19 protein-coding genes and 3 pseudogenes are annotated in these 23,836 nt (G+C 63.7%); 15 read left to right on the top strand and 7 right to left on the bottom strand.

The window, feature by feature from the left end; translation table 11 throughout:
* The first annotated feature begins 22 nt into the window (after nucleotides 1-22).
* The 14 genes and pseudogenes from BPNPMPFG_RS25925 (at nucleotide 23) to dhaK (ending at nucleotide 12,864) form a co-directional block, all read left to right on the top strand.
* Nucleotides 23-711 (top strand): annotated as a pseudogene (locus BPNPMPFG_RS25925) (PIG-L deacetylase family protein).
* 276 nt (nucleotides 712-987) lie between these two features.
* On the top strand, nucleotides 988-2,316 hold the full coding sequence (locus BPNPMPFG_RS25920) for an extracellular solute-binding protein (RefSeq protein ID WP_258591452.1): 1,329 nt from the start codon (nucleotides 988-990) through the stop codon (nucleotides 2,314-2,316).
* 107 nt (nucleotides 2,317-2,423) lie between these two features.
* Nucleotides 2,424-3,370 (top strand): annotated as a pseudogene (locus tag BPNPMPFG_RS25915) (carbohydrate ABC transporter permease).
* Nucleotides 3,367-4,317 (top strand): carbohydrate ABC transporter permease, encoded by a 951-nt coding sequence (locus BPNPMPFG_RS25910; RefSeq protein WP_258591451.1) that lies wholly within the window; start codon nucleotides 3,367-3,369, stop codon nucleotides 4,315-4,317. Before BPNPMPFG_RS25915 ends, BPNPMPFG_RS25910 begins: the two are co-directional and overlap by 4 nt.
* Complete coding sequence (locus BPNPMPFG_RS25905; RefSeq protein WP_258591450.1) at nucleotides 4,314-4,520, top strand: hypothetical protein; 207 nt, start codon at nucleotides 4,314-4,316, stop codon at nucleotides 4,518-4,520. The genes BPNPMPFG_RS25910 and BPNPMPFG_RS25905 overlap by 4 nt, the downstream gene beginning before the upstream one ends.
* A gap of 2 nt (nucleotides 4,521-4,522) precedes the next feature.
* Nucleotides 4,523-5,635 (top strand): ABC transporter ATP-binding protein, encoded by a 1,113-nt coding sequence (locus BPNPMPFG_RS25900; RefSeq protein ID WP_258591449.1) that lies wholly within the window; start codon nucleotides 4,523-4,525, stop codon nucleotides 5,633-5,635.
* Nucleotides 5,628-6,641 (top strand): ABC transporter ATP-binding protein, encoded by a 1,014-nt coding sequence (locus BPNPMPFG_RS25895; protein ID WP_258591448.1) that lies wholly within the window; start codon nucleotides 5,628-5,630, stop codon nucleotides 6,639-6,641. The genes BPNPMPFG_RS25900 and BPNPMPFG_RS25895 overlap by 8 nt, the downstream gene beginning before the upstream one ends.
* Before the next feature lie 74 nt (nucleotides 6,642-6,715).
* Nucleotides 6,716-8,359, top strand: coding sequence for a dihydroxyacetone kinase subunit DhaK (locus BPNPMPFG_RS25890; RefSeq protein WP_258591447.1), 1,644 nt, complete (start codon nucleotides 6,716-6,718; stop codon nucleotides 8,357-8,359).
* A 72-nt stretch (nucleotides 8,360-8,431) separates the two neighbouring features.
* Complete coding sequence (gene dhaL, locus BPNPMPFG_RS25885; protein ID WP_258591446.1) at nucleotides 8,432-9,034, top strand: dihydroxyacetone kinase subunit DhaL; 603 nt, start codon at nucleotides 8,432-8,434, stop codon at nucleotides 9,032-9,034.
* Complete coding sequence (gene dhaM / locus BPNPMPFG_RS25880; protein ID WP_258591445.1) at nucleotides 9,031-9,420, top strand: dihydroxyacetone kinase phosphoryl donor subunit DhaM; 390 nt, start codon at nucleotides 9,031-9,033, stop codon at nucleotides 9,418-9,420. Before dhaL ends, dhaM begins: the two co-directional genes overlap by 4 nt.
* A gap of 21 nt (nucleotides 9,421-9,441) precedes the next feature.
* Nucleotides 9,442-9,744: an HPr family phosphocarrier protein gene (locus tag BPNPMPFG_RS25875; RefSeq protein WP_258591444.1), complete on the top strand. Its 303-nt coding sequence runs from the start codon at nucleotides 9,442-9,444 to the stop codon at nucleotides 9,742-9,744.
* Nucleotides 9,728-11,359, top strand: coding sequence for a phosphoenolpyruvate--protein phosphotransferase (gene ptsP, locus BPNPMPFG_RS25870; protein WP_258591443.1), 1,632 nt, complete (start codon nucleotides 9,728-9,730; stop codon nucleotides 11,357-11,359). Before BPNPMPFG_RS25875 ends, ptsP begins: the two co-directional genes overlap by 17 nt.
* Nucleotides 11,356-11,778, top strand: a complete 423-nt coding sequence (locus BPNPMPFG_RS25865) for a hypothetical protein (RefSeq protein ID WP_258591442.1) — start codon at nucleotides 11,356-11,358, stop codon at nucleotides 11,776-11,778. Before ptsP ends, BPNPMPFG_RS25865 begins: the two co-directional genes overlap by 4 nt.
* A gap of 99 nt (nucleotides 11,779-11,877) precedes the next feature.
* Nucleotides 11,878-12,864, top strand: a complete 987-nt coding sequence (gene dhaK / locus BPNPMPFG_RS25860) for a dihydroxyacetone kinase subunit DhaK (protein ID WP_258591441.1) — start codon at nucleotides 11,878-11,880, stop codon at nucleotides 12,862-12,864.
* A gap of 353 nt (nucleotides 12,865-13,217) precedes the next feature.
* On the opposite strand, the gene BPNPMPFG_RS25855 is transcribed toward dhaK, so the two are convergent.
* Together BPNPMPFG_RS25855 and BPNPMPFG_RS25850 are read right to left on the bottom strand one after the other, a co-directional pair.
* A complete protein-coding gene (locus tag BPNPMPFG_RS25855; protein ID WP_258591440.1) occupies nucleotides 13,218-13,973 on the bottom strand; it encodes a DUF2259 domain-containing protein in 756 nt (251 codons plus the stop codon).
* Nucleotides 13,974-14,043: 70 nt separating this feature from the next.
* A complete protein-coding gene (locus BPNPMPFG_RS25850; RefSeq protein WP_258591439.1) occupies nucleotides 14,044-14,814 on the bottom strand; it encodes a DUF2259 domain-containing protein in 771 nt (256 codons plus the stop codon).
* Between the two features lie 162 nt (nucleotides 14,815-14,976).
* Between BPNPMPFG_RS25850 and BPNPMPFG_RS25845 the strand changes: the two genes are divergently transcribed.
* The gene (locus tag BPNPMPFG_RS25845; protein ID WP_258591438.1) at nucleotides 14,977-16,884 is read left to right on the top strand and encodes a propionyl-CoA synthetase; all 1,908 of its coding nucleotides are present in this window, start codon (nucleotides 14,977-14,979) and stop codon (nucleotides 16,882-16,884) included.
* A 370-nt stretch (nucleotides 16,885-17,254) separates the two neighbouring features.
* On the opposite strand, the pseudogene BPNPMPFG_RS25840 reads toward BPNPMPFG_RS25845, so the two are convergent.
* The 5 genes and pseudogenes from BPNPMPFG_RS25840 to BPNPMPFG_RS25820 all read right to left on the bottom strand — a co-directional run bounded on the left by BPNPMPFG_RS25840 (nucleotide 17,255) and on the right by BPNPMPFG_RS25820 (nucleotide 23,800).
* Nucleotides 17,255-19,643 (bottom strand): annotated as a pseudogene (locus BPNPMPFG_RS25840) (polysaccharide biosynthesis tyrosine autokinase).
* A gap of 294 nt (nucleotides 19,644-19,937) precedes the next feature.
* On the bottom strand, nucleotides 19,938-20,834 hold the full coding sequence (locus BPNPMPFG_RS25835) for a UTP--glucose-1-phosphate uridylyltransferase (RefSeq protein ID WP_258591437.1): 897 nt from the start codon (nucleotides 20,832-20,834) through the stop codon (nucleotides 19,938-19,940).
* A gap of 74 nt (nucleotides 20,835-20,908) precedes the next feature.
* Complete coding sequence (locus tag BPNPMPFG_RS25830; RefSeq protein WP_258591436.1) at nucleotides 20,909-21,871, bottom strand: glycosyltransferase family 2 protein; 963 nt, start codon at nucleotides 21,869-21,871, stop codon at nucleotides 20,909-20,911.
* The gene (locus BPNPMPFG_RS25825; protein ID WP_319945957.1) at nucleotides 21,861-22,808 is read right to left on the bottom strand and encodes a glycosyltransferase family 2 protein; all 948 of its coding nucleotides are present in this window, start codon (nucleotides 22,806-22,808) and stop codon (nucleotides 21,861-21,863) included. Before BPNPMPFG_RS25825 ends, BPNPMPFG_RS25830 begins: the two co-directional genes overlap by 11 nt.
* Entirely contained in the window at nucleotides 22,805-23,800 is a 996-nt protein-coding gene (locus BPNPMPFG_RS25820) for a glycosyltransferase family 2 protein (protein WP_258591435.1), read from the bottom strand. Before BPNPMPFG_RS25820 ends, BPNPMPFG_RS25825 begins: the two co-directional genes overlap by 4 nt.
* Nucleotides 23,801-23,836 lie beyond the last annotated feature (36 nt).

Below are 23,836 nucleotides of genomic sequence, written 5' to 3'. Positions count from 1 at the left end.
CCATTCCGGGGAGAGAGTAGCTTTGAAAATCTTGGCGCTCGGTGCGCATCCGGACGACATCGAGATCTTCATGTTCGGTACGATGGCCGCCTATGCCGCGCAAGGCGCAGAGCTTACTTTTGCAATCGCCACGGATGGGGCCAAGGGCGGCAAGGGCGATCCCGGCTCGCTTGCCCGGGCGCGCCGCGAGGAGGCAATCCAGGCGGCAGCCCTGCTTGGCGCCGCGCCACGCTTTCTCGACTTCCCCGATGGCGCACTGGTGGCCGACGCCGCGCTGATCGCGGCCCTGAAGGCGCTGATCGGCGAGATCGGGCCGGACCTTGCGATCACGCATGCACCGAATGACTACCACGGCGACCATCGCGCACTGTCGGATGGCGTGCGGATCGCGGCCTCGTTCACTGTTCCGGTGCTGCATGCCGACACGCTCGGCGGCACCGGTTTCTCGCCGACGCATTATGTCGATGTGTCCGCGCATGCCGACATCAAGGCCAAGGCGATCCGCATGCATCAGTCGCAGGATCCCGATCGCTTCGTCGATGGCGCGCGGACGCAGAACCTCTTTCGTTCAGGCCAGTGCAACGCGCGCAAGGTTCCTTGGCCGAGGCTTTCCGCTTCGAGCCGACGTTCCCCTTCGCCGACATCCGCGCCCTGCTGCCGCCGGCGCCGGCGATCCGGCCGGTGACGGTCAGCACCCGAACGGTCGACTGAGAGCCGAGACGACCTTCAGGTCCGGCCGGACTCGGCCTGCACGGCTTCGACAAGCCGACCGGCGATCCGCGCTTTTCCCAACGTTTTCAAACATCGGCGTGAGCATGTTGCGGCGCAGCAACGAATTCGCTTGCCTTGTTTAGTAAAAATTGCATCACTAAACAAATTACTAAACATCCGCCGCGCTGCCGCGCCGCCATGTTTAGGCCCCTGAGGAGAGGGGTTGAGGGTTCTTGAAACCGTCATCCGGACGCGTTTCGCAAATGGGAGGAAGGCATGAAATCGACTCTGAAACTGACGTTGGGACTGGCCTCGGCGATGTTCGCGTCGACAGCTCTCTCCAGCGTGGCGCAAGCCGAGGACCTGACGCTGTGCTGGGCGGCATGGGACCCGGCCAACGCGCTTGTCGAACTGTCCAAGGACTTCACCAAGCAGACCGGCGTCGGCATGAAATTCGAGTTTGTGCCGTGGACCAACTATGCCGACCGTTTCCTCAACGAGCTGAACTCGCATGGCAAGCTGTGCGACCTGATCATCGGCGACAGCCAGTGGATCGGCGGCGCCGCGGAGAACGGCCACTATGTCAAGCTGAACGACTTCTTCGACAAGGAGAAGATCAGCATGGACGACTTCGTGCCGGCGACCGTCCTGGGCTATTCGGAGTGGCCGAAGAACACGCCGAACTACTGGGCTTTGCCGGCGATGGCCGACGCGGTCGGCTGGACCTATCGCAAGGACTGGTTCTCGCGCCCCGAGTTGCAAGCCGAATTCAAGGCTAAATACGGACGCGATCTGGCGCCGCCCAAGACCTATGACGAGCTCAAGGACATCGCCAAGTTTTTCCAAGGCCGCGACATTGACGGCAAGAAGGTCTACGGCGCCTACATCTTCACCGAGCGGGGCTCGGAAGGCATCACAATGGGCGTGACGAACGTCCTCTACGACTACGGCTTCCAATACGAGAATCCGAAGAAGCCATACGACATGAAGGGGTTTGTCAATTCGGCGGGCGCTGTGAAGGGCCTCGAATTCTACAAGGATCTCTACAAGTGCTGCACGGCGCCGGGCATGACCGATGCCTACATGTCGGAGGGGCTTGACGCCTTCAAGTCAGGTCAGGTGGCCATGCAAATGAACTGGTTCGCGTTCTTCCCTGGCTTGTACAAGGACCCGAACGTCGGTGGCGACAAGATCGGGTTCTTCCCCAACCCTGCCGGCCCGCAGGGTCACTTCACCCAACTCGGCGGCCAGGGCATCTCGGTGGTCTCGTACTCGGACCATAAGGACGCCGCGCTGAAGTACATCAAGTGGTTCGCCCAGCCGGCTGTTCAGCAGAAGTGGTGGGAGATCGGTGGCTACTCGGCGCTGAAGGCGGTGGTGGAAGCCCCGTCCTTCCCGCACAGCGCGCCCTTCGCTCCCGACTTCCTCGCATCGATGCAGATGGTGAAGGACTTCTGGGCCGAGCCGAGCTACGCCACGCTGCTGCAGGCTATGCAGAAGCGCGTCCATGACTACGTCGTGGCCGACCAGGGCACCGCCCAGGAAGCGCTCGACAGCCTGGTGAAAGACTGGACTGGGACCTTCCAGGACGACGGCAAGATGTAAGGCTCCTCCCGAGCCACGGCCGAGTGTCCCGTGCCGCCCTTGGCACGGGACACAGTTCAAGTAAATTCCATCGTCGAGACGATCACGTGACCGAAGCAGGAATGACCATGCTCAATCGGACCGCGGACAGCGTTGCCCGGGCGACTCCGGAACCGTTGGCGCGCAAGGTCCGCGGCATCAGCGACAAGGGCCTGGCGTGGCTGTTCATCTCGCCGACCATCCTTCTGCTGCTCGCCATCAACATCTTCCCGCTGTTCTGGGCGATCTACCTGTCGTTCACCAACTACCGCGCCAACCGGTCCAACGAGGTTGTGAAGAACCTCGGCTTTGCCAACTACCAGCGCATCCTCGGCGACCAGGACGTCTGGATCGCCATGCAAACGACGGCGCATTTCGTCTTCTGGACCATCCTGCTGCAGACGGTGATCGGCTTCACGCTGGCCTGGCTGATCGACAGGAAGTTCCGCGGCCACGCCTTCTGGACAACCATCATTCTGGTGCCGATGATGCTGTCGCCCGCCGTGGTCGGCAATTTCTGCGCTTCCTCTACCAACCTCAGACCGGCCTCTTCAACTACATCGTCGCCTTTTTCACGGGCGTACCGCCTTCCTCCTTCGAGATGCTGGGCAGCGTACAGCTCGCGCCGTGGGCGATCGTCATCGTCGACACCTGGATGTGGACCCCTTACGTGATGCTGATCTGCCTCGCCGGCCTGCGCTCGATCCCCGAATACATCTATGAGGCGGCCGAGGTCGACCGCGCCTCGAACTGGCGGCAGTTCTGGTCGATCACGCTGCCGATGGCGCTGCCCTTCATCATGCTGGCGGTGCTGTTTCGCGGCATCGAGAACTTCAAGATGTTCGACATGGTCAATCTGCTCACCGGCGGCGGGCCGGGCTCGACCACGGAGGTCGCCTCGATCACGCTGAAACGGCAAGCCTTCGAGAGCTGGCGCACCGGCTATTCCTCGGCCTTCGCCATCATCCTGTTCGTCGCGGTGTTCGGCCTCGCCAACATCTACGTCAAGGCGCTCAACAAGGTGAAGCAGAGATGAGCCTGACCACAGCCCATTCGGTCGTCGCACCGTCCGCCACCTCGAAGCGTATCGCGGGCACGATCATCGTTGCCTATGCGCTGATCTCGATCGTGCCGCTGCTGTGGATATTCGCCACCAGCTTCAAGACACCGCCGGATTCGATCGCCTATCCGCCCAAGATCCTGTTCCAGCCTAGCATCGAGGGCTACTGCAACCTGTTCACGACACGGACGCGGCAGACGCCGGAATACATCAACTCGCTGGGACCGGCGACGGGCGTCTGCGACGAGACCGCGCGCAAGCGCAACATGGTCATCGCCGGACCGTCCAACTTCCTGCCGCGGTTCATCAATTCGCTGATCATCGCCTTTGGCTCGACCTTCTGCGCGGTGTTCCTCGGCACGCTGTCGGCCTATGGCTTCTCGCGCTTCAAGGTGCCGCTGGCCGACGACCTTCTGTTCTTCATCCTGTCGACGCGCTTCATGCCGCCGATCGCCGTCGCCATTCCGATCTACCTGATGTACCGCGAGCTTGGCCTTTCCGACACCGCGCTCGGCATGATCCTGCTCTACACCGCGGTCAACGTCTCGCTCGCTGTCTGGCTGCTGAAGGGCTTTATCGACGAAATCCCGCGCGAATATGAGGAAGCGGCCATGATCGACGGCTACACGCGGCTGCAGGCCTTCTGGCGCACCGTGCTGCCGCAGGCGACCACAGGCATCGCCGCAACCGCCATCTTCTGCCTGATCTTTGCCTGGAACGAATACGCGTTCGCCTCGCTGCTCACTTCCGGCACGGCACAGACCGCACCGCCCTTCATCCCGACCATCATCGGCGAAGGCGGCCAGGATTGGCCGGCGGTCGCGGCCGGAACGACGATCTTCCTGGTGCCGATCCTGGTCTTCACCATCCTGCTCCGCAAGCAATTGCTGCGCGGCATCACCTTCGGCGCGGTGCGTAAATGAGCATGACCAAGCCTATCAAACGCAAATCGCGCTGGCCGGTCTGGGCCCGGCGCGGCCTGATGGAAAACATCGCGACGGCGCTGATCGCCATCGGCTTCCTGATGCTGTTCCAGCCCTTCGCGCTGTCGCTCTACACCTACTCCTTCATCACCATGCTCGCCGGCACCGTGATGTTCATCATCGTCTCGAAGTTCCCGGAATAGCCATGGCCGAAATTCGTGTTCAGCACCTGAGGAAGGCCTTCGGCGATTTCGTCGCCGTGCAGGATTCCAACTTCGTCGTCGAGGATGGCGAGTTCTTCGTCATGCTCGGACCGTCGGGCTGCGGCAAGACGACCACCTTGCGCATGATCGCCGGGCTCGAACTGCCGACCGGCGGCCAGATCCTGCTTGGCGGCGAGGATGTCACCATGCTGCGAGCCCGCGAGCGCGACATCGCTTTCGTGTTCCAGCTGTTCGCGCTTTATCCGCATATGAATGTGCGCAAGAACATCGGCTTCCCGCTGCTGGCGCAAGGCATGCCTTCGGCCGAAATCCGCACCCGCGTCGAAGAGACGGCGAAGCTGCTGCGCATCGACCATCTGCTCAACAAATCCGTCTCCGGCCTTGCCGGCGGCGACCGCCAGCGGGTGGCGCTCGGCCGCGCCATCGTGCGGCGGCCAAAGTGCTTCCTGATGGACGAGCCGCTCGGCACGCTCGACACCGAATTCCGCGATCTGATGGTCCATGAATTGCGCGAACTGCACAACCGCATCCACGCCACGACAGTCTATGTCACGCATGACCAGATGGAGGCGATGTCGATGGCCGACAAGATCGCGGTGATGAACCACGGCGTCATCGAACAGTTCGGCACGCCGCGTGAAATCTACGATCGCCCGGCGACCATGTTCGTCGCAGACTTCATCGGCTCGCCGCCGATGAATTTCCTGGGCTTCGGCGGCGGACTGGCGAAGGGCGCGAAAGAGATCGTCGTGCAAGGCGCGAAGGTGGCGGTGCCGGAGGTGCGCGAGGATATTGCACCGGCCGACATGGCGCTTGGCATCCGTCCGGAACACATCCGCTTCGACGACAATTCCAAGCTGCGCGGCGCCATCTACGGCACCGAATATCTCGGCACCACGCAGATCGTCGCGGTGGAGACGGCGGATGGCATCATCAAGGCGCGGGTGCCGGCAGAAATCCGGCTCGCCACTGGCGACCATGTCGGACTGACGCTGAGCAGCGCGCGGCTGTCGCTGTTCGAGAAGGGGTCGGGCCGCGCGGTGAGAACCGCGATCCACGATGTGGCCTCGGAGCGGAGGGCGCAGCATGGCTGACGTGCACATCAAGAACGTGAGCAAGAGTTTTGGCGACCATGTCGCCGTCAATGGTCTCGACCTGCATATCGCCGATGGTGAGTTCGTCGTGCTGCTCGGGCCGACCGGCGCCGGCAAGACGACGACGCTGCGGCTGATCGCCGGGCTGGAGCGGCCGGATGCCGGCACGATCGAAATCGGCGGCCACAATGCCACGATGCTGTCGCCGGCCGAGCGCGACACCGCCTTCGTGTTTCAGCAATATTCGCTCTATCCGCATCTGTCGGTGTTCGACAACCTTGCCTTCCCGCTGCGCTCGCCGGCGCGGAAAATGCCGGAAGACCAGATTCGCCGCCGGGTCGAAGAGGTGGCCAGGATGGTGCGCATCCATCACAAGCTCGCAAACCGCTCGACCAAGCTTTCCGGCGGCGAAATGCAGCGCGTCGCCATCGGCCGCGCATTGGTGCGCAAGCCGTCGATCTACCTGATGGACGAGCCGCTGTCGTCGCTCGATGCCAAGCTGCGGGCGGATCTGCGGCTCGAACTGAAGCGCATCCAGTCCGAACTCGGCGCCACCATGCTCTACGTCACGCATGACCAGATCGAGGCGATGACGATGGCTGACCGCATCGGCATCCTCGCCGACGGCGTGCTGGTGCAGATCGGTTCACCGCGCACCATCTATTCCGAGCCGGCAAACCTGCATGTGGCGGCGAGACTCGGCCAACCGGCGATCAATCTTCTGCCAGCCGGGCTGCTGCCCGATGGCGGCGCGCCCGCCGGCACCAAGACGATCGGCGCGCGCACCGAGCATCTGTCGATCGACAAGGCAACCAATGGCCACGCCGACGGCGTCGTCGACTGGGTCGAGCATCTCGGCGACCAGAACCATTTGCATGTGACGGTGGGGGCGAAAAAGCTGGTGACGCTGACCGATCCCGACACGGATCTGGGGCAAGGCGACAGAGTGGTGATCCGCTACAGGTCGCCGCTGTATTTTGGCGCCGACGGACAAAGGCTGATGTGAACGGTTTTCGGCGTTTCCCAGTCAAGGGTTCAACGCCGGCTTATGATTGACGATTGCGAGTACGGGACGAATCGATGAAGCACTTTTTCAATCGCAGGGAAACGATCGTCAGCGAGGCACTGGACGGCCTCTTGCGGACCATTGGTGCTGGCGATCTCGCGCGCCTCGATGGCTATCCCGAGATCAAGGCCATCCTGCGCGCCGACTGGGACAAGACGAAGGTCAGCGTCGTCTCCGGCGGCGGCGCCGGGCACGAGCCGTCGCATGCCGGCTTCGTCGGCAAGGGCATGCTGACGGCGGCGGTCTCGGGCGAGATCTTTGCCTCGCCAAGCGTCGAAGCGGTGCTGGCGGCCATTCGCGCCGTCACCGGCCCGGCCGGCTGCCTGCTGATCGTCAAGAACTACACCGGCGACCGCCTCAATTTCGGCCTAGCGGCAGAGAAGGCCCGCGCCGAAGGATTTCGCGTCGAGATGGTGATCGTCGCCGACGATATCGCGCTGCCCGACATTGCCCAGCCGCGCGGTGTTGCCGGCACGCTGTTCGTGCACAAGATAGCCGGGCATCTGTCGGAAACCGGCCGCGATCTGGCGGATATCGCGGCGGCCGCGCGAGCGGCAGCGAAGGATATCGTTTCGCTCGGCATGTCGCTGTCGTCCTGCTCGATCCCGGGCCAGCCGCACGAAGACAGGTTTGGCGAAAATGACGGCGAACTCGGCCTTGGCATTCATGGTGAGCCGGGCGTCGAGCGGATTGCGGTGCAAAGCGCCGACAGGCTGGTCGCGATCATGGCGGAGCGCCTTGCCGTGCGGCTCGACCCGAAGGCCGCCTATGCCTTGCTGATCAACAATCTCGGTTCGGTGCCGCCGCTCGAAATGTCGCTCGTCGCCAATGCGGTGCTGGCCTCGCCGCTCGCGAGGACAGTCAAGCTGACGATCGGCCCCGGACCGCTGATGACGGCGCTCAACATGAACGGCTTTTCGCTGTCGCTGATCCGGCTCGACGTTACGCGCGAGACAGCCTTGCTGGCGCCGGTCGGCCCGCACGCCTGGATGCCGGCAAAGCCTGTTGTAGCGCCTTCTGTCGTGCCGCTGGCGAGACCAGCCGGCGAAAGCGCCGCGCGCAAGCCGAGCCAGGATGCTCGCACCAGACGCCTTGTCGTCACGATCTGCGAAAGGCTGATCGCGCTTGAAGGCACTTTGAACGGGCTGGACGCCAAGGCCGGAGACGGCGACACCGGCTCGACGGTGGCGACCGGCGCGCGCAGTGTGCTGGAGCGGCTTGACACGCTGCCGCTCGCCAACCCGACCGCGACCCTCGGCGCGCTGGGCGACATTCTGAGCGCGTCCATGGGCGGCTCCAGCGGGGTGCTGCTGTCGATCTTCTTCACCGCGGCGGCGCAGGCGTTGGACGGCGGCGCTAAGCTGAGCAAGGCTTTGCTTGCCGGGCTTGAACGGATGACCTTCTACGGCGGCGCAAAGGTCGGCGACCGCACCATGGTCGACGCCCTCGAACCTGCGCTTGAAGCGCTCGACGCCAAGGGCCTGGAGGAAGCGGCAACAGCGGCTCGACACGGTGCCGAGGCCACGTCCGCCATGGAGAAGGCGAAGGCCGGGCGATCCGCCTATGTCGGTAGCAAGCTGCAAGGCGTGGTCGACCCTGGCGCTCATGCGGTGGCCGAGGTCTTCGCGGCCGCGGCCGCGCTGCTGGCAGCGGCCTGACGCATGCTTCAGTTGTCGAATGAACATTCTTTCGATACTGCCGGCGGGGTGGAAACCGGGAATTTGGGTGACATGGCGGCGTTGAACCTTGCCAGACTGATCTCGGCGGCCGCGGATATGATTGCCGCGCACGCCGAGGAATTGACGGCGCTCGACCAGGCGATCGGCGACGGCGACCATGGGCTGAACATGAAGCGCGGTTTTGAGGCCGTGCGCAGCGAGGCCGAGACGTTTTCGGCCAAGTCATTGCCCGACGCCCTGAAGGCGATCGGCACCAAGCTGGTGATGACGGTCGGCGGTGCTTCCGGCCCTTTGTTCGGGACCTTGTTCATGGCGCTCGGCAAGGAGATTTCCGCCGCGCCCGATCGCGCCAATCTGGCGTCGGCCTTCGGCAAGGCCACCGAAGCGGTGGCGGCGCGCGGCAAGTCGCAGGTCGGCCAAAAAACCATGCTCGACGTGCTGCAGCCGGTGCATGATGCGCTGCTGCAGGGAAAGACGGCGGCGGAAATCGCCGACATCGCCGACGCAGCCGCCGATGCCACCGTGCCGATGAAGGCGCTGCGTGGCCGCGCCTCGTTCCTTGGCGACCGCTCGATCGGCCATATGGATGCCGGCGCGCGTTCAACCGCGCTGCTGGTGCGGACCGTGGCGGAAACGATCGGGGCAAGCGCATGAGCAATGTCGGCATCGTCATCGTCTCGCATTCGCCGCTGGTCGCCGAGGGCACGGCCGACATGGTGCGTCAGATGGTGGGCGACGAAGTGCCGCTTGCATGGTGCGGCGGAAACGGCCATGGCGGGCTCGGCACCAATGTCGAGGCGATCATGGGCGCCATCGACAGGGCCTGGTCGGAAGCCGGCGTCGCCATCCTGGTCGATCTCGGCGGCGCCGAGACCAACTCGGAAATGGCGGTGGAGATGATCGGCGAGCCGCGGTCGCAGAAGATCATCGTCTGCAACGCGCCGATCGTCGAGGGTGCTGTGATGGCGGCGACCGAGGCGTCCGGCGGCGCCTCGCTCAGGGAAGTGGTGGCGACGGCGCACGAATTGTCGCCGTCGTGAACGAACGGGAACTTTGAAGACATGTCCGCATCCGCCGAAGCGACCGTCCTGATCACCCACGAGGTGGGTCTGCATGCGCGTCCTTCGGTGAAATTCACCAAGCTGGCCAAGACCTTCGCCGCCGATGTGGAAATAGCGCTTGCCGCCAACGGGCCATGGTTCGACGCCAAGAGCATCGTCAAGGTGATGGCAACCAAGGCGCCGAAAGGCACGGTGCTGCACATCCGAGCCAGCGGCGCCGGCGCCAATGATGCCGTCGACGCGCTGGTCGAACTGGTGCGGCGCGATTTCGACGAAGGCGTGGACCATGCCCGCACCGCTTAGGCTGCAAGGCATTTCGGCCTCGGCCGGTTATGCCGAAGGGCCGGTGTTCGACCTGGAGCGGATTACTGCAGCGTATGTCAGCAAGGCAACGGCTTCAGAAGAGAAAAAAGCACTTGAGACCGCTATCGGCATTGCGACAAGCCGGCTTGCCACTCTGATTGAAACCAGCAAGGGCGATGCGGCCGACATTCTCGAATTCCAGATCGCCATGCTGGAGGACGACGCGCTGAGCCACCCGGGCTTTGCCGCAATTGCCTCTGGACTTCCTGCCGATGCGGCATGGCGACAGGCGCTCGATGCCGAAATCGCCGGCTACGAAACGTCAGATCAAGACTATTTCCGCGCACGTGCGGCCGACATACGCGATATCAGGGACCAGGTGTTGCGCGCGCTGACCGAGGATGGCGAGGTTCAAACACCAACTGGCGCCATTCTCTATGGCGAGGACATCGCGCCGACGCGCTTTCTCGAAACCGACTGGAGCAAGGGCGGCGGCATCGCACTGCGTGCCGGCAGCACCGCGAGCCACGTCGCCATGCTGGCGCGCTCGCGCGGCGTGCCCATGGTTGTGGGACTTGGGGTTGCGGGACTTGGGGTGGTGGGTCTTGGCAATTCGCCTGCCGATCTTGCCGGCACGGCACTGCTCGATGCCGAGCATGGCGGCATCGTGTTGTCGCCGTCGAAGGCCGAGATCGACGCCTTTCGCCAATCGTCGTCATCGTTCTCGGCGCGCCGCGACCTGGCCCGGATTTTCCTGACGCGGCCGGCGGTGACCAGGACCGGCACGGCGGTGCGGGTGCAGGTCAACATCGCCGACCCGTCCGACGTCGACGGCATCGACATCGCCACCTGCGACGGCGTCGGGCTGATGCGCACCGAATTCCTGTTCGGCAAGACCCTGCCGGATGAGGAAACGCAGTATCGCGCCTATCGCAAGGTGCTGGAATGGGCCGGCGAAAAACCGGTGACGATCCGCACCGTCGATGCCGGCGGCGACAAGCCGGTGCCGGGCTTCACCGTCGAGGAGAGCAACCCGTTCCTCGGCCTGCGCGGCATCAGGCTGTCGCTGGCGCGGCCGGACGTGTTTCGTGTACAAATCCGGGCACTGCTGCGCGCCGCCACCCACGGCAGCCTGAAAGTGATGTTCCCGATGATCGCCATTGTGGAGGAATACAGGCAGGCGGTGGCGATGTTCGCCGAGGAACAGGCCGCGCTAGCCGCGCGCGGCATTCCGCTAAAAATGCCGCCGCTCGGCATCATGGTCGAGGTGCCGTCGGTGGCGATCATGCCGGAAGCCTTTGCAGAAGTCGCCTTCTTCTCGATCGGCTCCAACGATCTCACCCAATATGTCATGGCGGCCGCCCGCGACAACATCGCGGTGGCCCATCTCAATTCGGTCCGTCACCCGGCCGTGCTGCGGCTGGTCGCTGCCGTGACCGCGTTTGGCCATCGTGAAAATATCCCGGTCAGCCTGTGCGGCGACGCCGGCGGCGATCCCGCCTCGATCCCATCGCTGCTCGAGGCCGGCCTGCGCGATCTGTCCGTCGCTCCGGCTCAGCTCGCCATGGCCAAGGCGGCCATCGCTGACGTTTCGATCCAGGCTGGGCCGGCATGATCGACAAGACACCCGAACCCGGTTCCGAAGAGGCGATCCGCGCCTATAAGACGATCCTGTCGCACGTCATCGACCAGCGGCCATCCGGCATGCGCCAGCGCCTTGCCGACGCGCTCGGCAAGCACCGCAGCTTCGTCACGCAGATCTCCAGCCCGGCCTATTCGATCCCGATTCCGTCAAAACATTTGCCGGCTATTTTTTCCGTCTGCCATTTCAGCCCGGCTGAGCGCGATCAGTTTCTCGCCGCCTACCATCAGGCGCATCCGGGAAAAATGTCTGTCGCTGCGGGCATGCGCAAGACGCGACATGTTTCGCTCATCGTGCCCGATTTCGGCGACGACAAGCAGAACGCCGCGCTCGACAAGGCGGTGAATGATTTCATCCAGAAGATCACCAGTATCACCGGCAAGGGTGGCTGATCGCCAGAGCTTTGTTTCTACGCAGTTCCGGACGGAAAACCGCTACACACTTTTCCTGGAATTGCTTTGGTATCAGGCCTATTTCGGGAGGAGACGGCCGTGAAGAAATTTCTGAACTCGGTAGACACGGTGCTGACCGAGAGCCTCGACGGTTTCGTTGCCGCCCATGCCGATATACTGGTGCTTGGCGACGAGCACAAATTCGTCCGCCGCAAGACCTTGCGGCCAGGCAAGGTGGCGCTGATCTCCGGCGGTGGTTCCGGCCACGAGCCGCTGCATGGCGGCTTTGTCGGCCACGGCATGCTGGACGCCGCCTGCCCCGGCCAGGTGTTCACCTCGCCGACGCCGGACCAGATGATGGCGGCGGTTGAAGCCGTCGACACCGGCGCCGGCTGCCTGTTCATCGTCAAGAACTACGAGGGCGACGTGATGAACTTCGACATGGCGGCCGAGATGTCGGAAGGCGTCATGAGAATCGTTACCAATGACGATGTCGCCGTCGAGAATTCGTCCTACACGACGGGCCGGCGCGGCGTCGCCGGCACGCTGGTGGTGGAAAAGATCGTCGGCGCGGCGGCCGAGCATGGCCTGGCGCTGGCGCCGTTAAGGGCACTGGGCGAACGGGTCAACGGTGCGACGCGGTCGATGGGCGTGGCGTTGACCAGTTGCACCGTGCCGGCTGCCGGCAAGCCGACTTTCGACATCGGCGATGGCGAGATGGAGTTCGGCGTCGGCATCCATGGCGAGCCCGGCCGCCGGCGCGACACGTTGAAGAGCGCCGACGCCATTGCCGAGGAAATCTGTGCCGCGATCCTGGGCGATCTGGGTGACAGGGCGAAAGGTTCGGCGCTGCTGTTTATCAACGGCTTCGGCGGCACGCCGCTGATGGAACTCTATCTGATGTACAACAGCGCGCGGAAGATTTTCGAGAAACACGGCGTGACGGTGACCCGTTCGTTGGTCGGATCCTATGTCACGTCGCTCGACATGGCCGGCTGCTCGATCACGCTGACCATGCTCGATGAAGAGATGGCCGGCTGGTGGGATGCGCCTGTCCGCACGGCGGCACTGCGCTGGGGCATGTAGCCTTCCTGCCAGGCTCGCGGCGGATCGAGATCGCGGCTGTTTGCCGGCTTCCAGCAGGAATTGCCCCAGAAATAGTCTTCTTCGCGACGCGGGAACGCTCGAACCGCCCCGGCCGGACCGTTGCTTTTCTTCCGCTGAGTACGGTAATGACTCCCCGGGTCTTGGGGAGATAGCGTATGCGTTACAATTGGGAGCGGGCTCCGACGAGCTTCGAACGTCACAAAAAAGCCCTGGCGACAGCCATTTTGATCTTCGGCGGCATCGGCCTCGTGCTCGTGGCTTTGCCGATCTAGAGCAATCCGTACTCATCGGATGGATGCCGCCCGTTAGACGGCTTTGGGGTCCTGGATCTCTCAGCGCGGCGGGCCGGTCACGGCGATGAAGCGGCGGTCGCGGCCTTCAAATCCCTGGCTGAAGCGCTGCACCAGCACCACAATCACGGCGGGCTTGCCGGCCGGGGTGTATTTGTAGGATTCCGACAGGCTGTAGGAGGTCGGGCAGTTCCTCGAGCCCGGCACGGTGTTGTCCTCATGCAGGACCTTGAACGGCTTGCCGTCCTGCCCCTGCAGCGTCAGCCGGAAGCCGAGCGCCTTGCCCGATATATCGCCTTGCTGCGTGGCGTCGAAACTCGCCGAACAGTCGGCAGTGCTGCCGGCCAGGATCTGGTCGAGCTGGACGGTCGAGATGCCGAGTTCGTCATAGAGCGGCGACAGCCATTTCTGCGACACCTGTTCAAGGCGGGAAATATCGTTGTAGGCCACCATCTCGCCGGGAAAGGTGAACTTGTCGGAAGCCGTCTGCTCGCCCGGCGATGCAATGGCATATTTGGCCAGAACAGGTGCCGCCTTCGCGGCGGCCTGTGCCCTCGCCTGCTCCAGCGTCAGCGTGGCTTCTTCCGACTCGTCGACGACGAGGATCGGCTTGCCGCCGACGAACTGATCGGTGCGGGTGTCGATGATCTCGATCTCCGAATAGCCGGAGTCCGAGGCGCCGGCGTCGAGCGTGCCATATTGCTCGAAGGCGAAAATGTTGCCGTCGGGCGAAAAACCGATGATGCGCCGTGCCGCGGCATCGCCGGTCTGGGCGGTTCCAGCGGAGATCGCGAGCATCGCACCCAGGATCGATGGGAGCAGAGATCGCCTGATGGCCTGCCTAAAACGAGGCATTCTTTTCACCCCCTCATTTCACCAGCGCGGTCACCGCCGTGAAACGGCGGTCCGGGTCTTCCATGACATATTCGAAGCGCTGCACAAGCACGGCAAGTGCGATCGAGCCATCCGCCAAATGCAAGGCGTGCGCCTCGGCCAGGCCGAAACCGAGCGGACAGCCCTCATCCGTCTGGGCCGCACGGACCGGGCCAAGCACGAGCGGCGGCTTGCCCTCGCGCAGGAGCGTCAGCGTGAAGACCTTGGCTGTATGGCCGTAGTCGGCACAGGTGCTGGCGGACGAGGCCACGGCCTGCTCTTGCAGCTCCAAACGGGCTCCAGCTCCGAACACCGAGGGCTCCAGGGGCATCGTCGCCACCGCCGCCTGCTGCAACGCCATGACGACCGGCGACTGGCGTCCGTCCGTCTCGTCGGCGATGGCCAGCGTGGTTTCGCGCGAATGGCTGGCGGCGATGATGCCGACACGGGTGCCGCTGCCATTGATGCCGAATTGTTGAAGCAAGGGGGCTGCCTGCTGCCTCGCCTGCCGCCGGACGACCAAGAGCGGATCCTGATTGGGATCCTGCAGCAGGCTGTCATCGACCATGGTCGTATCGACGACGAGCGGCACGTCATCAACGGATCCGTTCGTGGCGACCGCGATCACGTCGGTCCGCGAATAATCCATGCCGGAGACGCTTTCGGTGCCGTATTGCTCGAAGGCAAAGGTGCGGCCATCGCTGGAAAAGCCGAGCGGCTCGACGGCCGCGCCATCGCCCGCCCAGGCCGCGGACGCGACCGTCAACGATAGAGCCGCGAGCACCGCTGCTCCAATCCCGCATCGCACTATCATAGCGGCTTGCCCCCAAGCGCCTGGTCGACGTCGGCCGCACTATGGCGTGGATTTGCGGCCAAGGTTAGAGCGCGCTATCTGGAGGGAAGAAAAACATTCCTGGGGAGGTTACCGATGGCTTCACGCTATCATGAGGTCTATGACGGCTGGAAACGCGACCCGGAAAAGTTCTGGGCGGACGCGGCCGGCGCCATCGACTGGTATTCGCCCTATGACAAGGTGTTCGATGCCGCTGCCGGCGTCTATGGCCGCTGGTTTACCGGTGCCACCTGCAACACCTGCTACAACGCCGTCGACCGTCATGTGGCCGGCGGTCGCGCCGACCAGATCGCGCTGATCCATGACAGCGCCATCTCCGGAACGATCAAGAAGTTTACCTATGCCGAGCTGAAGCGCGAGGTGGTCGCGCTGACCTCGGTGCTGAAGAACCGCGGTATTCGCAAAGGCGACCGGGTCATCATCTACATGCCGATGGTGGCGGAGGCCGCCTTCGCCATGCTGGCCTGCGCCCGCATCGGCGCCATGCATTCGGTCGTCTTCGGCGGCTTTGCCTCACATGAGCTTGCCACCCGCATCGACGACGCCAAGCCGAAGCTGATCATTTCCGCGTCCTGCGGCCTGGAGCCTGGCCGCGTCGTCGCCTATAAGCCGCTGCTCGACAAGGCGATCGAGATATCCCGCCACAAGCCGGACGGCTGCCTCATCCTGCAGCGCGACCAGCTGCGTTGCGAGATGAAGGAGCATTTCGACATCGACTATGCCGATGCCGTCGCCCGTGAGCGGGCGGCCGGCGCCAATGTCGACTGCGTTCCGGTGCTCGCCACCGACCCGCTCTACATCATCTACACATCGGGCACGACCGGCCAGCCCAAGGGCATCGTGCGCGACAATGGCGGCCACATGGTCGCGCTGAAATGGACGATGGACAACGAGTTCGGCGTCAAGCCGGGCGAAGTTTTCTGGGCAGCGTCGGATGTCGGCTGGGTGGTCGGTCATTCCTACATCGTCTACGGACCGCTGCTGCATGGCTGCACCAGCATCCTGTTCGAAGGCAAGCCGATCGGCACGCCCGATGCCGGCACCTACTGGCGGGTGATCTCGGAGCACGGCGTCGTCGCGCTGTTCACCGCGCCGACAGCATTTCGGGCGATCAAGGGACAGGATCCGAAGGGCGAATTCATTCCGAAATACGATTTGTCGAAATTCCGCACGCTGTTCCTTGCCGGCGAGCGCGCCGACCCGGAAACCATCAAATGGGCGGAGCAGAAGCTCGACGTGCCGGTGGTCGACCATTGGTGGCAGACCGAAACCGGCTCGCCGATGACGATCAATCCCGCCGGCCTCGGCCTGTTGCCAGTGAAATACGGCTCGCCCGGCGTGCCGATGCCCGGCTACGACATCCGCGTGCTCGACGATGCCGGCCACGAGGTGCCGCGCGGTACGCTGGGCAATGTGGTGGTCAAGCTGCCGCTGCCGGCCGGCTGCCTGCCGACGCTGTGGAACGCCGACCAGCGGTTCCGCCAAGCCTATCTCGATGAGTTCCCCGGCTTCTACAAGACGGCGGATGCCGGCATGGTCGACGAGGACGGTTATCTCTACGTCATGGCCCGCACCGACGACATCATCAATGTCGCCGGCCACCGGCTGTCGACAGGCGCCATGGAGGAGGTGCTTTCGGCGCACCCCGATGTCGCCGAATGCGCCGTCATCGGCATCACTGACGCGATGAAAGGCCAGGTGCCGCTCGGCTTCGTGGTGCTGAATGCCGGCGTTTCACGCGAGGCCGGTGTCATCGAGAGCGAAGTGGTCGGCCTGGTGCGCGAACGGATCGGCCCGGTCGCCGCCCTCAAGACGGTGGTGACGATCAAGCGCCTGCCCAAGACGCGCTCCGGCAAGATCCTGCGCGGCACCATGCAGAAGATCGCCGACAAGGAAGAATGGACGATGCCGGCCACCATCGACGACCCGGTGATCCTCGACGAAATCACCGCCGCCCTGAAGGAGCGCGGGATCGGGATCTAGGAAAACCGTCGAGATCGGCGCGTGCCCGTCCGCGGCTTTCGCTTTATGAAGTACCCCACCCCTAACCCCTCCCCACAAGGGGGAGGGAGACTTCCCTTAGCGCTGACCTCGGCAAATTGTCTGCTTTTCGGCGTCAACTAGGAAGCAAAAAGCACGCGACAGCGTTCCCTCCCCTTGTGGGGGTCCGAAGGACGGGCGAGACCCGTGGCTCGCCCCGGTTGGTTAGGGTGGGGTGCGTGCCGGGCAAACGTCTCACTATTTTCTGTATGCGGCCGGCAATTCCGGCACGCCGCCCGCGCTATCCCGCCCTCCGCGCCCCGGCATCGATGCCGCCGCTCATGGGCGGATCGGGCTTGGGCAACGGCCGATATCAAACCGGAGCCTTCGCCCGCACTTCCGACTTTTCCAGATAGTAGGTCGAGTATTTGTCGAAGAATTTCTCGGAGCCACCGATCGAGCCGTATTTGGCCAGCTTCTTCAGATCGACCTTGTTCAGCACCGCGCCGACGATCTTGTTGGCGACATAGGGCTCCGCGTCGAGCAGTGACCGCACCATGGCGCGCGGCGTGCGCCCCCATTCGGTGACGAGCACGAAACCGTCGACCAGCGGCGCGAAGGCCTTGGCGTCGACCACCGGGCCGAGCGGCGGCAGATCGACGACGATGTATTCGAACGTCTCCTTGGCGTTTTCGATGAAGCGCCGCATCCCGGCCGAGGAGAGAAGTTCGCTGGTGTGCGAGAAGTGACCGCGCAACACCGCCGGGACAATCGCCAGCTTCGTCTGCCGGTCTATCTTGCCGACCGACTGCCAGGTCTGGCCACTCACCACGGCTTCCATCAAGCCTTGCTCGGCCTCCATGCCAAGACCACGGCTGAGGCCGGGGTTGCGCAGGTCACCGTCAATCAGCAGCGTCTTGGCGCCGTTGGCGGCAAGCAATCCGGCGAGATTTGCCGCGACCGTCGACTTGCCCTCGCCGGGAAGCACGGAAATGATGCCGATGACGCGGCTGCCCTGCCCTTCCAACACGACGTCGAAGGCGATCTTGGCGCTGCGCAACGTTTCGGAGAACATCGACGCCGGCGAATCGATGCTCACCCGCATGCGCGCCCGTTTTTCGGCTGAAGACAGCGATTTGGCGGTCTTGGCATCCATTTGGGTCTCGCCCGGCTTTTCTTCCTTGCCGAGCTTGCCGCCGATCGTCGGCAGGTAGCCGAGGAATTTCAGGCCGACACGATCGCGGACCTCCTCGCCGGTCCTGAAGAACCGTTCGTTGAATTCATTCAGGCCGCCGAAGCCGGCGCCCATCAGCATGCCAAGCACCAGCGAAAGTCCAAGCACGATGACCGTGCGCGGGCTTGACGCGGTGAGCGGCATCGAGGCGTCCGAGATGATGCGGATCTTGCCGACAGGGAAGGATCGCTGCTGCGCGGCTTCCTCGTAGCGGCCGAGGAATGTCTGATAGAGCGTGGTCAGCGCCGTCGCCTGCTGATCGAGCTCACGCAGCTTGACCTGCGTCTGGTTGTCGACGGAACTCTTGCCTTGCGCGGCCGCAACATTGGCTCTGAGCGCGGTCTCGCGCGCCAGCGCCACTTCATATTCGTTGCGATAGCTTTCGGTGAGCTGCTTCAGTTCGCCGAAAATCTGCGTCGATACGTCGGCCTTTTCCTTGGCAAGCGCCCACCGCCTGCGGATGCTGGGCGCCGAAATTCGCCTCGACGTCCTGCAATCGCTTGGAGACCGTGAGGTAGCGCGTCTTGAGCGCCGCGATGACCGAGCTGCTCGGCTGGTCGCTCGATATGGCGGCATCCTTGAAAGCGTTGTCGGAGCCGCTGTCGATAATCGCCTTGTACTGCTGGTAGCGGGCACTGGCGCGTGCGGTGTCGGCCTGCGCCACGATCAGCTGGGCGTTCAGGTCGGAGAGCTGCTTGTCGCTCATCAGCTGGCCATCGCTGTTGGCGGCCAGCCCGTGTTCGGCCCTGAATTTCTCGACCGCGAGCGAGGCTGCCTGGGAACTCTGGCGCAGTTCGGTCAACCGGCCCTGCAACCACACCGCTGCCCGCTCTGTGGCGTCGAAGCTGGCATCGAGCTGATCGGCGAGATAGGCATCGGCATAGGCTTTGGTGATCGCGTTTGCCAGGGCCGGATCCGTCGCCTGATAGCCAAGCGCGATGACGAAGCTTCGCCCGACGCGCTCCGCCCGCACCTCGTTCTGCAGCTTGAGGATCGCGTAGTCCCTGCGAGACGTGGCGATAAGCGCATCGCGGGTGGCCGGGTCGAGCTTGCTGATGTCAGCGACGCCCGGCAGGGCGGGGCTGGGGTGAACGTACTGGATCAGGCCTCGGACCAGGCCGACGCCCTTCGCCAGAGCCGACATGGGCGGATTCATGAACGCATCGTTCTGGTCGAGCTTCAGCTTGTCGACGACCACGGCTGCAAGCCGCGTCGAGGTCAAGATTTCGATCTGGCTCAGTATGGCGGAGTCTGTCTGCATGGTTGTTGACGCCGCCGAAATGTCATCGACGATCTTGTTCAAGCCTTCGTCGATCAGCACGCTTGAGACCGACTGATATTTCGGCGGCGTGGTCTGCAGATAGAGCAGGCCCAGAAAGAGACCGATGATGGCGCACACAGCAACCACCTTGGCTTGCCGTGCGGCCATGCCAAGCAGCCGCTCGATATCGATGAAGTCTTCGCCGTTTCCTGCGTCCGAATTCGGCAATGGCATCCTCTTGTCGAGAGGAAAGTTGGCATAATTCATCTTCGGTCCAATTCTAGAGCCTGTTTTATCCGATGCTCCGGATGGGGGTCTATCTCAGTGTTTGAGCATGATCTTTTCCGAAAACCGGTACCCACTTTTCGGGATCATGCTTCTCAGTGTTTGGGCATGATCTTTTCCGAAAACCGGTACCCACTTTTCGGGATCATGCCTTGGCTTGCAGGCGCCGCCAGGATCGGGGGCGTTGCGCAAAACAACGCAAGCTTCGTGCCAGACAACGCGGGAGCTATCGCCCCGCGTCATCAGCCATCTGAAAATGCTCCCGAAACATGGGCATTATGCGGCTTCTTCCTGGCGTTCATGCGACCGGACGAACTCCTGAAGCATCTCGAAGATCGGGCCCTTCATGTCGTCGCGCGCCAGCGCGAAGGCGATGTTGGCCTGGATGAAGCCTTCCTTCGAGCCGCAGTCGAACATGCGGCCCTTGAAAGGCTGGGCGAAGAACGGTTGATCCTTCGACAGACGGACCATGGCGTCCGTCAGCTGGATCTCGTTGCCGGCGCCGCGCTGCTGATTGCCCAGCAGTGCGAAGATCTCGGGCTGCAGGATGTAGCGGCCGTTGATGTAGAAGTTCGACGGCGCGTTGGCAGGCGCCGGCTTTTCGACCATGGCCGTCACCTCGAAGCCGCTGCCGACATCGGCGCCGCGGCCAACGATGCCGTATTTGTTGGTCTCGCTCGGATCGCAGCGTTCGACGGCGATGACGTTGCCGCCAGTGCGCTCATAAAGGTCGACGGTTTCTGCGAGACACCCGCGCCCGCCGAACGACACCATGTCCGGCAGCAGCAAGGCGAAGGGCTCGTTGCCGATGACTTCGCGCGCGCACCAGACGGCGTGGCCGAGGCCTTGCGGCGATTGCTGGCGGATGAAGCTGGTGGCACCGGCCACCGGCAAAAGGCTTTCCAGCGACTGCAGCTGCGTTGTCTTGCCGGTCTGTTCCAGCGTCCCGATCAATTCCGGGTGCAAGTCGAAATAGTCCTCGATGACCGCCTTGTTGCGGCCGGTCACGAACACGATGTGCTCGATGCCGGCCTCGAACGCCTCGTCCACCGCATATTGCACGACAGGCCGGTCGACCACGGGAAGCATTTCCTTCGGCATCGACTTGGTCGCCGGCAGGAACCGTGTTCCAAGCCCCGCCACCGGTATCACGGCCTTCCTGATTTTCTTCATCGCAAATTCCTTCTGAGGAGATCGACTTCAGTCCATTCACAGGCCACGAAAAACCCCTCCATGCGCCTGCATCTTCACCTCCCCACCCCAACGGCAAACTGCGCCGCCATTCTTCGCAACCGCACGGCGATCGGCATGCTCATATGCCTGACCGCCGCCGGGTCGCTGAGCGCTGTTCGGATCGCCTTGAGCGGGGACCGCGCCTTGATGTGCTGAACCATGGACAGGAACGATGCGGCCTTGCGCAGGCTGCGGCCGCGCCGGGCAAACGCGGCTTGCGCGGCCTCGTCCATCGAATGGGTTTGAGCGAACACGGCATCTGCCTTGCGCATCGCTTCGACGTGGTGAAGCTCGAGCACGCGGGAGATGGAGCCGCTGCGAATATGGTAGGCATAGCCGGTGGTCGGCTCGACCACACATTTGCCGCCCTTGGCCAAAGCACTGGCGAGCAGGATGTAATCCTCGCCGATGCTCAGTTTTTCATCATAGCGAAGCCCGTTTTCATCCAGGAACCGGCGCTGGAAGATCGGCTTGAGATAGCCGAGATTGAATTGCGATTCGAAAACGACGTTGCCGGCGATGTAGCTGGCGAGCGAAATTTCGCCCAAGTCCTCCAGATAGCGCCGCGGAAACATCGCGTCCTCGACGACACCGTCTTCGCGAACGACCTGCAGATTGTCGACGGCGATCTGGGCGCCTGCCTTTTCGGCGCGGTCGATCATGGCCGCGATGCGGTCTGGAAAGACGGCGTCGTCGGAATCGAGAACCGCGATCCATCTGCCACGGGCGACATCGAGCCCGGCATTCCTGGCGCCGCCTGGACCGCGATTGCTGGCCAGGGCGAAGACGCGGACGATATCGGACGGATAGGCCCGCGCCACGTCGAGCGTCGCGTCGCGCGACTTGTCGTCGACGACGATGATTTCGACGCTGACGTTCTTCTGCGCGACGGCGCTGGCGATCGCCCGGTCGAGCGTTGCCTCGGCGTTGTAGGCGGCGATGACAAATGAGACATCGGGGGAGACATCAGGCTGCACGCTTGCCTCCTTCCTGTGGCGAAGGCTGGCCGTAGAGGCGGATCTCGCGGATGCCGACGAGGCCGCTGACAACGCCGACATGCATGATGCCGCGCAGCACGCTGCGGTTCCGGCGAACCGGACTGACGACGACCGGGAGCGCCGCGGCGAAGCAATAGATGGCCTTTGCCGACGCCAGGCCAACCTGCTTGACCAGGCCGATGCCGCCGGCGTTTTGCCCCAGAAGATGCCCATGCGTCTGGCCGACGCGGAAGCGGCGGCGGCCGAGCCAGTCGAATGCCGCCCTGGCGCGCGGCACCACTTCATCCACCCAGGCCTCGGGCGAAAAGGCGATGCGGCCGCCGGCTCTGTGCATCTGGTCGAAGAACTCGGTATCCTCGCCGCCGGTCTGGCCACGCGCCAGGCTGAAGCGGCGGCCACGCAGGCTGTCGGCGCCGGTCCTCAGCAGCACATTGCAGGTGTAGCCGGTCTGGATCTCGCCGCGCACCCAGACGGGCAAGGTCGAATGAAAATCGCCGCGCCGCATCCAGTCGGGCGCATCCGGGCGATAGCGCGCCCGAACCGGGCCGAGCACGGCGGTGGCACCGCTCGCTTGCGCCGTCGCGACCAGCTCGGCGAGCCAGCGCGACGTGGCCGTCTCGTCATCGTCGATGAAGGCGACGAAATCCGCCGTGCTGGCGTCGAGACAGGCGTTGCGGGCGATCGAGATGTTGCGCGCCGGGGCATGGCGATAGTGGATCGGCAGCGTCAATTCCCGCGACAGGACCGCCACGAGGTCGCGGGCGCTCGGCGTGTCGTCATTGTCGGCGACAATGATGCTGATGTCGAACCCTTCAGGCCTGTCCATGGCGTCGAGCGAGCGCAGCGTGTCGGCCAGTTCCGGCCGCCGGAACGTGCAGACGGCGATGTCGATGCCGAGATTCTTGCCCGCCATCATGCCACCCCGCGTCGTGACCTGAGGCCGAGAAGCTGCAGCCAGAAGCCGACCGACCAGCCAAGATGCATGACCATCGCCGAGACGCCGGCAAGCGCGATGTCCGCATTGCGCTGGCGAATGGCCGTCCACAGGCCATAGCCGAGGCACACCGATGCCCAGAGCAGCAACGGCACCGCCGCCAGCCAGTGCACGAACGAGAAGGCAGCCAGCAGCACGACCGGAAACACCAGCAGCGGCACCATCTGCCGGACCTTCGGGATGACGCGGTGCTTCAGCACATTCTTGGCGCGGCCACGGCCGTAGCCGAGATACTGGAAATAAAGACCGCTGAGCGAGGCGCGCGGATAGTAGACCATCTGCGTCTTGCCGCTCATCCAGATCTTGTAGCCGGCTTTTCTCAGCCTGTAGTCGAGCTCGGCATCCTCGTTGTGGCTGAATGTCTCGTCATAGCCGCCAACAGAACCGAAGGCCGATATCCGCATCAGCGCATGATGGCCGTGATCGATCCATTCTCCCCCCGAAAGGTGTCGATGCTTGGAGCCGCCGGTGCCGAGCTTGGAATTCTGCGCCGCCGCGGCGGCCTTCTGTACGGTGCCGCTGCCGCTGGTCAGCATCGAAACGACGACCGAATCCGCCCCGGTGGCCAATGCCTCCTCGACCAGCCGGTCACAATAGTCGTCGGGATAGCCGCCATGCGCGTCGATGCGGATGAGATAGTCCGCGCCCTCTCCGAATGTGCCAACGGCGAGGTTGATCGCCGCACTCTGGATGCGCCTTTTGTTGTGAAGCAGGATAACGCGTTGGTCTTTGCTTGCGATGTCCTCGACGATGGCCAGCGTGCCATCGGTGCTGCCGCCATCGGCGACGATGATCCTGGCGCCAAGCCGTGCGGCCGCGGGCCGCAATTGGTCGAGCAGCGCACCGATATGGGCGGCTTCGTTCAGGCACGGAATAACGATCAGGCTGGATGATGGTTTTTCGGTCTGCGTCATCAGCCTCTGTCCATCTTGCCTCTGTCCATCTCTGGC

Origin of the sequence: Mesorhizobium sp. AR07, from assembly GCF_024746815.1 — a bacterium.
GTDB lineage: Bacteria > Pseudomonadota > Alphaproteobacteria > Rhizobiales > Rhizobiaceae > Mesorhizobium.
The sequence above is the reverse complement of the archived record's forward strand: the minus strand, read 5'-3'. Positions and strand labels throughout refer to the sequence as shown.

Coding starts and splice junctions, on each gene's coding strand:
- BPNPMPFG_RS25920 (WP_258591452.1), top strand. CDS start 988: ATGAAATCGACTCTGAAACTGACGTTGGGACTGGCCTCGGCGATGTTC.
- BPNPMPFG_RS25910 (WP_258591451.1), top strand. CDS start 3,367: ATGAGCCTGACCACAGCCCATTCGGTCGTCGCACCGTCCGCCACCTCG.
- BPNPMPFG_RS25905 (WP_258591450.1), top strand. CDS start 4,314: ATGAGCATGACCAAGCCTATCAAACGCAAATCGCGCTGGCCGGTCTGG.
- BPNPMPFG_RS25900 (WP_258591449.1), top strand. CDS start 4,523: ATGGCCGAAATTCGTGTTCAGCACCTGAGGAAGGCCTTCGGCGATTTC.
- BPNPMPFG_RS25895 (WP_258591448.1), top strand. CDS start 5,628: ATGGCTGACGTGCACATCAAGAACGTGAGCAAGAGTTTTGGCGACCAT.
- BPNPMPFG_RS25890 (WP_258591447.1), top strand. CDS start 6,716: ATGAAGCACTTTTTCAATCGCAGGGAAACGATCGTCAGCGAGGCACTG.
- dhaL (WP_258591446.1), top strand. CDS start 8,432: ATGGCGGCGTTGAACCTTGCCAGACTGATCTCGGCGGCCGCGGATATG.
- dhaM (WP_258591445.1), top strand. CDS start 9,031: ATGAGCAATGTCGGCATCGTCATCGTCTCGCATTCGCCGCTGGTCGCC.
- BPNPMPFG_RS25875 (WP_258591444.1), top strand. CDS start 9,442: ATGTCCGCATCCGCCGAAGCGACCGTCCTGATCACCCACGAGGTGGGT.
- ptsP (WP_258591443.1), top strand. CDS start 9,728: ATGCCCGCACCGCTTAGGCTGCAAGGCATTTCGGCCTCGGCCGGTTAT.
- BPNPMPFG_RS25865 (WP_258591442.1), top strand. CDS start 11,356: ATGATCGACAAGACACCCGAACCCGGTTCCGAAGAGGCGATCCGCGCC.
- BPNPMPFG_RS25855 (WP_258591440.1), bottom strand. CDS start 13,973: ATGCTCGCGATCTCCGCTGGAACCGCCCAGACCGGCGATGCCGCGGCA.
- BPNPMPFG_RS25845 (WP_258591438.1), top strand. CDS start 14,977: ATGGCTTCACGCTATCATGAGGTCTATGACGGCTGGAAACGCGACCCG.
- BPNPMPFG_RS25835 (WP_258591437.1), bottom strand. CDS start 20,834: ATGAAGAAAATCAGGAAGGCCGTGATACCGGTGGCGGGGCTTGGAACA.
- BPNPMPFG_RS25825 (WP_319945957.1), bottom strand. CDS start 22,808: ATGATGGCGGGCAAGAATCTCGGCATCGACATCGCCGTCTGCACGTTC.
- BPNPMPFG_RS25820 (WP_258591435.1), bottom strand. CDS start 23,800: ATGACGCAGACCGAAAAACCATCATCCAGCCTGATCGTTATTCCGTGC.